The organism is Geofilum rhodophaeum (assembly GCF_002210225.1).
Classification (GTDB): Bacteria; Bacteroidota; Bacteroidia; order Bacteroidales; family Marinilabiliaceae; genus Geofilum; species Geofilum rhodophaeum.
On record NZ_MWUJ01000034.1, the window covers coordinates 1 to 10,917 of the forward strand.

The following is a 10,917-nucleotide window of genomic DNA, read 5'->3' on the forward strand; positions in this document are numbered from 1 at the left end:
AATGCCCCGGCCGACCGCATACAGCTGGACGTTGGCAACAAGGCTAAGAGCGACACACATCAACCCCAGGAAAAAAGATTAAGTTTCGATTAATAAAAGGACTGGTCAAAAAATAAGACCAGCCCTAAATAATAAAAAGTTAATCACGATTATCGCTGAACACCTAACTGGACTTTAGCACCGTTTATATGGACTTCATCCTGTGTTTCAACAGCAAAATAACCATAAGCCAAGGGTGCAGCCGCAGCTCGCTCAACGGCCTGCTCAAAAATCATATTCCATATTTTGCCACCTTGTTTTTCATACTCTGAAATTAAAGACTTGAGACTTTCTTCTCCGAAAACAGTGAGATGTCCCGAAAAATCTTGGGAAATATCACTGATTCGGGCTGTTGACCAGTCAATAATTCCACATACATTACCATCGGCATATGTTAGAATATGTCCTGCATACAAATCACCATGAATGAATTTTGTGAAGTTCGGCCACAGTGTATCATTATCCAACCACTTTTTGTAACGATTTTCTAAATCATTACTTATGCCAAGTTCGGATTTTACCAAGCGTAATCGTTCGGAAATCTCGCTTCTCAGACTTTCAGGTGTAGTAACTTCCAATCCATTCAGAACAACTTCTTCTTTCGGAATAGCATGGAGTTGCACCAAAATTTTAGCCAATGACTGAATGTAGTTTGGACTATCTTTATCCATATTCCAAGAAACCTCATAAGTTTCAGCATCATAAGTCAAAGCGGGTTTTCCATCCAATAATGGATACGCTACCAGCTCTTCGTTCGCAATTTTCCAATCTGGAACTTGCGCAGTGAGATGTTTGCAAACTAACTGTAGAATTAGTTTTTCCTTTGCAATCTGCTTACCCAAATCGGGTCTTCTGGGAATACGCAACAGCCATTGATTTTCATCTTTGTCTGTTGCAAAACCAACCTTGAAATCTATTCCCATTTCGTTGAATTTCATCTTGTCTGAAAGCATTAAACCATGTCTTTCTGCAAGTTTCTGAATGTCTGTATTTTTCATTTGTTTTATTTTTTTAAATTATTACCTAACTGCATAAGTTTCTCAGAGCCATACGAAAGCAACCCGATAACGATAGCCAAACATCCACTTATGATAAAAGTGATGTTTATACCTATATTTTCTGCAATCACGCCTGTGAACAATAAACCGATTATACTTGGCAATACCGCCAAACTGTAATAAAGAGAAAAGACTCGTCCCAGCATTTCAGGTTTTACTGTTATCTGGACAATAGCAGTAAAACATGCATAAAAAACAGATAAACCAATACCTCCAATTGCTGTTACCAGAACAAATCCAATGAACCATTCTTTTGGGAAAACTCCGCTAAGAAGGAATGTTAACCCCAATATGATATACATTGAATTAACCAATACAATCTTTGACATCCCAACTTTGAACAAGCCTAAAACAGCTCCACCAATCAGCATGCCTCCCCCCCAAACTATCTCAACAAGGCCCATTTCCCATTTTCCTCCTCCATAATGTCCTGTTGTCAGTAGTGGGAACATAATTGCAGCAGGCATGATGACAAAGGTGATAGCCATGGCATAAAGAAAAAGGTAACTTAAACCTCTATTTTTAGATACGATATGTAACCCATCTATAAATTCGGTTGATATTGTCTGAACAGAAAATTTAGAACCTTTTATTGTCTGTGGTATTCTTACCATCATAAGCGAAGAAATTGCCAGTAATGCTCCAATCAAATCAAGATACAAAACATTTGAAATAGGCAATATGGCAATTGCCACTGTACCAAGTGCAGGACCACCAATACTACAAATCGAATGTAACATTTGATTAATACCAGCAACTCTTAGCAATTCTTTTTTAGGCACAATTAGCGGAGCCAAAGCTTGTAGAGCCGGTGAATGAAAGGCATTGCCAACCGAACGTAAACCTAACATGATATAAATCCATACAAGATTTACCGTTTCCTTGTTAAGGATAAATATCAAGACAATAGCACATACAGCAATGAAAGTATCAGAAAGAATCATGATACGTTTTCGATTAGTACGGTCTATATATACCCCTGCTAACGGGCCAATAATAGCTTGTGGCAACATTCCAGCTATACCTGCATATGCTAAAACCTCGGCGGATTGATACTCCAGACTAAGCCATATGACAATAGCAAATTGGACTGCATAACTTGTCAACATTGAAACAAATTGCCCAGCCCATATAAATATATAGGTGTTAAACCATTTTTGGTTCTCCATGAAATAAACTTGATTAAATTATACAACAATAAATGGATAGCACTGAGAAGAGCTATCTAAAAAAATGTGGGTATTTTGAGAATTACCCTATTATTTTATCCAAGGCTTTGCCATTTGTTGTATAATTTATTGGAAATAACCGCACAAAGGTAGGAAATATTTTTTTTAAATTTGAAGAAATAAATAGTCTGAATTTGGATGTAAAAAAGCCCAGTTGCCAACAGCGTATATAATTAAGTGCGGTTTCGGTGCTGATAATCAGCATTATTTCCCGCATCAGCCTCGGTGCTTTTCGACAGGGAAGCAACCCGCAATCCGCACCTAATCATATACGCGGAACGTTGGGCAACATACAAAAACAACCTGAACAACCATTTTAGTTAACTGGATAGCGACAAAAAAGAATTAATAATACAAAAAATAAATATGGATCAAGAACTCGAAAAAACCCTCTGGGCTGCAGCTGATAAGTTGCGTAACAATATGGATGCAGCAGAATACAAACATATTGTATTAGGCTTGATTTTCTTAAAGTATATATCAGACAGCTTCGAAGATTTACATTCCAAATTATTAGCTGATAAACTTTCTGATGCAGAAGATAAAGACGAGTACTTGGCAGAGAATGTTTTTTATGTGCCACCATCTGCAAGATGGAACTATTTACAACACCAAAGAGCAAAACTTCCAAGCATAGGTAAAGACATTGATGATGCTATGGATGCCATCGAAAAAGACAACCCTACACTTAAAGGAGTTTTACCAAAAGATTATGCAAGACCAGCTTTAGATAAAAAGCGTTTAGGCGAATTGGTGGACTTAATCGGTAATGTAGGGTTCAAACAAGAAGGACATAGCAGTAAAGATTTATTAGGTAGAGTATATGAGTACTTTTTAGGAATGTTTGCTGATGCCGAAGGTAAAAGAGGTGGGCAGTTTTATACACCTGAAAGTATCGTTAAATTATTAGTTGAAATGCTCGAACCTTACAATGGGCGTATCTATGACGGCTGTTGTGGTAGTGGTGGTATGTTTGTGCAAAGCGAGAAGTTTTTAAAGGCTCACGGAGGTAGAATTGGAGATATAGCCGTTTATGGTCAAGAAAGTAACCCTACTACTTACAAATTGGCTAAAATGAATTTAGCCATTAGAGGTATTGATGCAAAAATTGAATTAGGCGACACCTTCCATAACGACAAACACAAAGACCTAAAAGCAGATTATATCATTGCAAACCCACCTTTTAATATTTCAGATTGGGGTGGCGAGCAATTGCAAGACAGTCATATGTGGAAATATGGAATACCTCCCGTTGGTAATGCCAATTATGCTTGGTTACAACTATTCATTAACAAACTAAGCACCACAGGAACAGCAGGTATTGTATTAGCCAATGGCTCTATGACTACCAATGCAGGAACAGAGGGCGAAATAAGAAAACAGTTGATTACAGAGGGCTTGGTAGATTGTATGGTCGCCTTACCTACTCAATTATTTTACAATACTCAAATACCAGCTTGTCTTTGGTTCTTGGCTCGTAACCGAACCAATCACAAATTTCGCAATCGTTCAGGCGAAATTCTGTTCATAGATGCCCGAAAATTAGGCACTATGACCAGTCGTAAAAATAAAATCCTTACAGATGCAGATATTGCCCAAATCTCACAAGCATACCACAATTGGCGTAACATAGACGGTAATTATGAAGATGTACAAGGATTTTGCAAGTCTGCAAACCTGGCAGAAGTAGAAGCAAATAATTTTGTGCTAACACCAGGAAGATATGTAGGCACAGAAGAAGTGGAAGATGATGGCATACCTTATGAAGAAAAAGTAGCCACCATTTCAGAAAACTTAAAAGGCTATTTTGAAAAATCTATTGAGTTGCAACAGCGTATTAAAACCAATTTAGTAAAAGTAGGCATTGAAATATAATGGGTAGATTTTCATTCGATAAGCACGGTAATATAGTTCCATACGAACTGCATCCAGTTTCTATAGCTGAATTGGAAGAAGAATTTGTACAACCATTTACAAAGTCGTCAACAAGAAAAAATATTGTTGAGGGCCACAGCAACTACGTTATAGAAATATTTCAAATATTAGAACATAACTTTTTTCAGTGGTTAGATGGCAGTTTCGTAACTCAAAAACTTGACCCGAACGATATTGATGTTATTAATTTCGTCCATTACTCAGAACTCACTAATGATAAGGTCAATTCATTACGTAGGTTTCTTACTCACGTAGGTAATCCAAAGGATGAATTTAAGGTTGATGGTTTTTTAGTTCCAGTATATGAATCAACTGATCCAAGATTTGCAATAACGCAAGCAAAGTATAACGAATGGAGAATATTTTTTGGGAAAGACAGAAATAACAACCCAAAGGGAATGTTACAACTCAATTTAGTACAAAATGGCAAGTAGGAAACCTGACATAATAGAATCAGAAATAAGGCTTTTGGATAATTCATTATTCAAGGCTGAATCTCTATTGCTTCAATTTCCTGAGGATAATTTATTGCGGTTAACAATCGAACAAGATAAACACAGGCGAGTAGTACTTATAGATGAATTAAAGGCAAGTATAGCAGAGAATCAACAAAATTCAGTTTACTTCTTTTTAGATGAAAATGTTTCAGGTATCGACCTTGACTTATTGCTACCGAACTTATCAAACTTCAAAAATATCATAGATAAAACCAGTAATTACCTTAATGTATCAAATAGAATACCTCTAAAACTAAAAACCACAGTTGCAGGTTCGTTTGGCTTTCTTTTAACCACACCATTTGAAGGCAAATTGTTTAGAGAGTATGATAATGTAATTGATTATGTTTTTAGAACCATTACAGTATTAGAGCAAACAAATGAATCTAACATACACGATACTCTTAAAGACCTTTTTAAAAATGATAAAAAGGTAATTAATAAGTATAGCCAGTTTTTTAATGGTTTATCTAAAACAAAAAAAGACTACCGAATTGAATGGACTGCAATTTCAGGCAATCACAATGTAATTAGCCTACCCGAAAAAACAACCACACATTTATATTCTTTGCTCAGTCAACAAATAAAGCCAGAAGAAACCACAAAACAGCTTTACGGCATCATAAAAGGGGTAAGTCTTTTAAAGAATAAAATTGATTTTGCTACGGATATTGAAAATCCAGCAAACAACCCTATAAAGGCAAGTTTCTCTGAAGATTTAGCCGATTTAGTTAAGGAATACTTAGACACATTTAGTATTTGTGATTTTAAGGTAATTACAGAATACAATGAGGCTACCGAAGAAGAAACAAATAAATACGAATTACTAAACATAATACCTGCACCGTGACCAACTGGAAAGAATATAAATTAGGAGAGATTGGAGAGGTAATTACTGGTAAAACACCCTCTAAAAAAAATCCAGAACAATGGGGTGATAATATGCCTTTCGTAACACCTACTGATTTTGACGCATATAACAAGAATATTTGGGGCTCGCTCAGATATTTATCAGAAGAAGGGATAAATGCTTTTCAAAAAAAAGTATTACCAGCAGATAGCGTTATTGTAACTTGTATAGGTTCTCAGATGGGTAAGGTTGCATTGAATAAAAAAAAATGCGTTACAAATCAACAAATTAATTCAATAATACCTCATAAAGAGTTCGATTCAGACTTTATCTACTACGTTATTTCTTCAATGCAAGATTACCTTAGAAATCTTGCTACAGGTGGCTCAACTATGCCAATAGTAAATAAATCTACCTTTGAAGATATAACAATCAAAGCACCCGACCTCCCCACACAAACTGCCATTGCAGAAATCCTCTCATCCCTTGACGACAAAATAGAACTCAACAACAAAATAAACCAAGAGTTAGAAAACCTTGCCCAAACGCTATTTAAGCAATGGTTTATAGATTTTGAGTTTCCAAACGAAAAGGGAGAACCGTACAAATCATCAGGTGGTGAAATGGTAGATAGTGAGTTAGGCGAAATTCCTAAGGGGTGGGAAGTTGGAAACTTAAATCAAATAGCCGAATTACAAAAGAAGAATAAAAAACCATTTGAAAACCCTGATACAATATATCATCATTATAGCCTGCCAGAGTTTGATTCGGGTAAAATGCCATCAAAGGAATTAGGAGAAAAGATTCTTAGTTCAAAGTATCAAGTTTTGGAACACTCAATACTTGTTTCTAAACTAAATCCGAGAATCCCGAGAATATGGACAATAATAAAACCAAATGATAATTCAATTTGCTCTACTGAATTTCAAGTTTTGAAACCACTTGAAGATGTATTTTTCCCATTTGTCAATTGCTTATGTTCAAGCGATGGATATATCAATTCCATTCAATCAAAAGTCACAGGTACAAGTAGTAGTCATCAAAGAGTTAATCCAAAAGACATAATTAATTATGAAATGGTATTACCGCCATTATCAATTGTAAATCAATTTTATGATTCAGTTTATGACTCACTTAATTTAATTGATGATAACAGGAAAGAAAACCAAGAACTAACCAACCTACGAGATACGCTATTGCCCAAACTCATTTCGGGAGAGTTGGAAGTAGCAGAAGTAATGGCAGAAAAAGCATAACCCTATGGCAGTAATATCAGAAGACAACATAGAGCAAGTAATCATACAGGAGTTTATTGAGTTAGGCTACCAGTACATCAATGGCACAGACATTTCGCCTGATGGCTCAATGCCTGAAAGAGAGTACAACGAAGTTGTACTCAAAAACCGTTTACAAGAAGCCATTGCCAAACTCAACCCCACTATCCCCTATGAAGCACAAGAAGAAGCCTTGCGTAAAGTATTGCGTTCTGATAGTCCAGAGTTATTTCAAAACAACTACCAATTCCATAAATACTTAACCGAAGGTGTAGATGTAGAATACCGAAAAACAGACCGTATTGCAGGCGATAAAGTTTGGCTCATAGATTATGAATCCCCAAGCAATAATGAGTTTTTAGTCATTAACCAGTTCACCGTAATAGAAGGCAATACTAATAAAAGACCTGATGTTATTTTGTTTGTAAACGGCTTGCCTTTGGTAGTAATAGAACTAAAAAATGCAGCAGACGAAAATGCAGATGTCAATGCAGCTTTCAATCAGTTACAAACCTACAAACAAACCATACCAAGCCTATTTCAATACAATGCTTTATTGATAGCTTCTGATGGTTGGGATGCTCTCTATGGTTCGCTTACTTCACCCAAACAGTTTTTTGTGCCTTGGAAATCTATTGATGGGCAATTAGTAGCAGACGAGAATATCCCTCAAATGGAAGTAATGGCAAAAGGAATGCTCAATAAAGAAGTATTGCCTGACTTAATCCGTCATTTTACCATATTCCACCAAAACAAAGAACAGACAATCAAAATAGTACCTCGTTATCATCAATACTTTGCAGTCAATAAAGCGGTAGAAGCTACACGAAAAGCAACAGCCGAAAACGGAGACCAAAGAGCAGGTGTTATTTGGCACACACAAGGTAGTGGTAAAAGCCTTTCTATGGCGTTTTATGCAGGTAAATTAGTGTTAGCACTCAACAACCCTACATTAGTAATATTAACAGATAGAAACGACCTTGACGATCAATTATTTGATACCTTTTCATTAAGTCAAGATATACTAAGACAAACTCCTGTACAAGCCGAAAACAGAGACCATTTAAAAAATTTATTATCTGTTACATCAGGTGGTATTGTATTCACAACCATTCAAAAATTTTTACCCGAAATAGAAGAAAAAATTGATTTGGGAAATGGGAAGTTTAAAAACATCAAAGGGCAATTTGAAGAATTATCAGACCGCAGAAACATTGTAGTAATAGCAGACGAAGCACATCGTAGCCAATATGATTTTATGGATGGTTTTGCCAAACATATGAGAGATGCTTTGCCCAATGCTTCATTTATAGGTTTCACAGGAACACCCATTGAAAACACTGATAAAAATACCCAAGCTGTTTTTGGTGATTATATAGATGTGTACGACATTCAGCAAGCAGTAGAAGATGGAGCAACGGTTCGTATTTTTTGTGAAAACCGTTTAGCAAAAATTAATCTTAAAGATGAAGAAAAACCAAGAGTTGATGCAGATTTTGAAGAACTCACAGAAAGCGAAGAACTCACAGACCAACAAAAACTAAAAGCCAAATGGGCAAGATTAGAAGTTATTGTTGGTAATCAACACCGTTTATCACTTATTGCAGCAGATATAGTAAAACACTTTGAAGAACGAAATGCCATATTAGACGGTAAAGCAATGATAGTCTGTATGAGCCGAAGAATATGTGTGGATCTGTATGCTGAAATTATTAAAATAAAACCCGATTGGCACAGTGATGATGATGCAGAAGGAACAATAAAGGTAGTAATGACAGGTTCATCATCAGACCCTTTAAACTTCCAACCTCACGTAAGAAACAAACCAAAACGCAAAGCGTTAGGCGATAGATTAAAAGACCCTAAAGACAGCCTTAAATTAGCCATTGTTCGGGATATGTGGCTTACAGGCTTTGATGCACCAAGTATGCACACCCTGTACATTGATAAGCCAATGAAAGGTCATAACTTAATGCAAGCCATAGCAAGAGTGAACCGTGTTTACAAAGACAAAGAAGGCGGTTTGGTAGTAGATTATATTGGTATAGCAACAGACCTTAAAAAAGCCCTTTCTGTTTACACAGAAAGCGGAGGAAAAGGAAAACCAGCATTTGACCAGGAAGAAGCAGCATCAGTAATGATGAGTAAGTATGAGATAGTGGCTCAAATGTTTGAAGAGCAACCCACAGATAAATCTCAACCTAAAGGTTTCGACTACAAAAGTTTCTTTGGGCTTACGCCAAAAGAAAAACTGTATTTTCCTATTCAGGCAGCCAATTACATTTTAGGATTAGAAGATGGCAAAGCAAGATATACCAATGCAGTAACGGCACTTTCAAAATCCTTTGCTATTTCAGTACCACATCCATACACAAGTGATATTAGAGATGAAGTAGGCTTGTTTCAAGCCATTAAAGCAAGAATTGTAAAAGTTACCCAAAGTAGTAAAACAAAGAGTGATGAAGAAATAGAAACAGCCATTAAGCAAATTTTATCAGATGCCGTAGTAGCAGATGAAGTAGTAGATATTTTTGATGCAGCAGGTATCAAGAAACCCGATATTTCTATTCTATCAGATGAGTTTTTGGCAGAAGTAAAAGGAATGCAGCATAAAAACTTAGCCTTAGAACTGCTTAAAAAATTATTGAACGATGAAATAAAGACAAGACAGAAAACCAATATAGTACAATCCAAGAAGTTTTCTGAAATGATAGAAAACGCAGTACGCAACTATCAGAACAATTTAATCACATCAGCACAGGTAATTGAAGAGCTTATCAAGCTTGCCAAAGAAATTAAAGAAGCAGACCGCAAAGGCGAAGATTTAGGACTAGATTTCAGAGAGTTTGCATTCTATTCAGCATTAGAAGTAAACGATAGTGCAGTAGCCGTTTTAGGTGATGAAATATTAAGGCACATTGCCAGAGAATTAGTAGATACCATTCGTAAAAACAGCAGTATCGATTGGACAGTTAGAGAAAACGTACAAGCCAAAATGAGAATAGCAGTGAAGAAAATATTGCGTAAACACGGCTACCCACCAGACTTAGAATTAAAAGCAACAGAAACAGTAATAGAACAAGCCAAATTATTGGCAAATGAATTTTCAAAAACAAAGGAGTATAAAATAAACCCAAGCAGTGATATTTCGATAGCAGCAGAACCGGAGCAATAAAGTACGATTGCCCAACATTGTATAAGAGCAATAGCGGGTAAAGTGATAAATTCAAAGTCTGTGCATTTAATGAACTTTGGTAGTGGCGGACAGATAATCGCCTTGAAATCCGCAACTGCTCTTATACTTGACCGTTATAAGCTATTTTAGGACACCACAACAAGAGCAAACAATGGACAAAAAAATAATTCTTCATATTCCTCACTCCTCAACAAATATTCCTTTGTCAGAAGGCTATCTTGTTGACTTTATTACCCTTGAAAAAGAGATTTTAAAATTGACCGACTGGTATACTGACGACCTTTTTTATTCAAAGGATGATGAAATGATAGTGGCTGAATTTTCTAGAATTTTTTGTGACCCAGAGAGATTTACAGATGATTCTCAAGAAGTGATGGCACAATCTGGAATGGGCGTGTTATATGAGAAAAGTGATAATGGTGAAGAAATAAGAACAGTAACTCCAGAGCTAAAAGAAAAAATCCTGAAATCATATTATTGGAAACATCACCATAAATTCAGCCAAGCTGTACAAAATCATTTAGACTTTTATGGCAAAGCGGTAATAATTGACTGTCATTCATATCCTAGCCAACCATTGAAAAGAGACCTCGATAAAAATCCAAAAAGACCTGATTTTAATATTGGAACTGATTCATTTCATACAACTAAGGAGTTAATTGACATATCGGTTTCATTTTTTGAAAAAGCTGGCTATACTTTAGGCATTGACTGGCCATATAGTGGTTCTATTGTGCCCATTGAACATTACCATAAAAACAAAAATGTTTCAACCATCATGTTAGAAATTAATAGAGCACTTTATTTGAATGAGCTGTAGCCTTCCCCAAAAATAGGAC

At 36.0% G+C, this 10,917-nt stretch carries 8 protein-coding genes; 6 read left to right on the forward strand and 2 right to left on the reverse strand.

Features of this window, described 5'->3' with window-relative positions; translation table 11 throughout:
- Positions 1–149: 149 nt before the first annotated feature.
- Together mph and B4W65_RS16380 are read right to left on the reverse strand one after the other, a co-directional pair.
- The gene (mph, locus tag B4W65_RS16375) at positions 150–1,037 is read right to left on the reverse strand and encodes an Mph(E)/Mph(G) family macrolide 2'-phosphotransferase (RefSeq protein ID WP_038557444.1); all 888 of its coding nucleotides are present in this window, start codon (positions 1,035–1,037) and stop codon (positions 150–152) included.
- Positions 1,038–1,042: 5 nt separating this feature from the next.
- Positions 1,043–2,266 carry an MFS transporter gene (locus B4W65_RS16380; protein ID WP_088656245.1) on the reverse strand — a complete coding sequence of 408 codons (1,224 nt, stop codon included), beginning with the start codon at positions 2,264–2,266 and terminating at the stop codon, positions 1,043–1,045.
- 426 nt (positions 2,267–2,692) lie between these two features.
- Between B4W65_RS16380 and B4W65_RS16385 the strand changes: the two genes are divergently transcribed.
- The 6 genes from B4W65_RS16385 (at position 2,693) to B4W65_RS16410 (ending at position 10,898) form a co-directional block, all read left to right on the forward strand.
- The gene (locus B4W65_RS16385; RefSeq protein WP_088656246.1) at positions 2,693–4,201 is read left to right on the forward strand and encodes a class I SAM-dependent DNA methyltransferase; all 1,509 of its coding nucleotides are present in this window, start codon (positions 2,693–2,695) and stop codon (positions 4,199–4,201) included.
- A complete protein-coding gene (locus B4W65_RS16390) occupies positions 4,201–4,695 on the forward strand; it encodes a DUF6932 family protein (RefSeq protein ID WP_088656247.1) in 495 nt (164 codons plus the stop codon). Before B4W65_RS16385 ends, B4W65_RS16390 begins: the two co-directional genes overlap by 1 nt.
- Positions 4,685–5,608, forward strand: a complete 924-nt coding sequence (locus B4W65_RS16395; protein WP_088656248.1) for a hypothetical protein — start codon at positions 4,685–4,687, stop codon at positions 5,606–5,608. Before B4W65_RS16390 ends, B4W65_RS16395 begins: the two co-directional genes overlap by 11 nt.
- Entirely contained in the window at positions 5,605–6,864 is a 1,260-nt protein-coding gene (locus B4W65_RS16400) for a restriction endonuclease subunit S (protein WP_146697819.1), read from the forward strand. The genes B4W65_RS16395 and B4W65_RS16400 overlap by 4 nt, the downstream gene beginning before the upstream one ends.
- A 4-nt stretch (positions 6,865–6,868) precedes the next feature.
- Positions 6,869–10,057, forward strand: coding sequence for a type I restriction endonuclease subunit R (locus B4W65_RS16405; RefSeq protein ID WP_088656250.1), 3,189 nt, complete (start codon positions 6,869–6,871; stop codon positions 10,055–10,057).
- A 172-nt stretch (positions 10,058–10,229) separates the two neighbouring features.
- Complete coding sequence (locus B4W65_RS16410; RefSeq protein ID WP_088656251.1) at positions 10,230–10,898, forward strand: N-formylglutamate amidohydrolase; 669 nt, start codon at positions 10,230–10,232, stop codon at positions 10,896–10,898.
- Positions 10,899–10,917 lie beyond the last annotated feature (19 nt).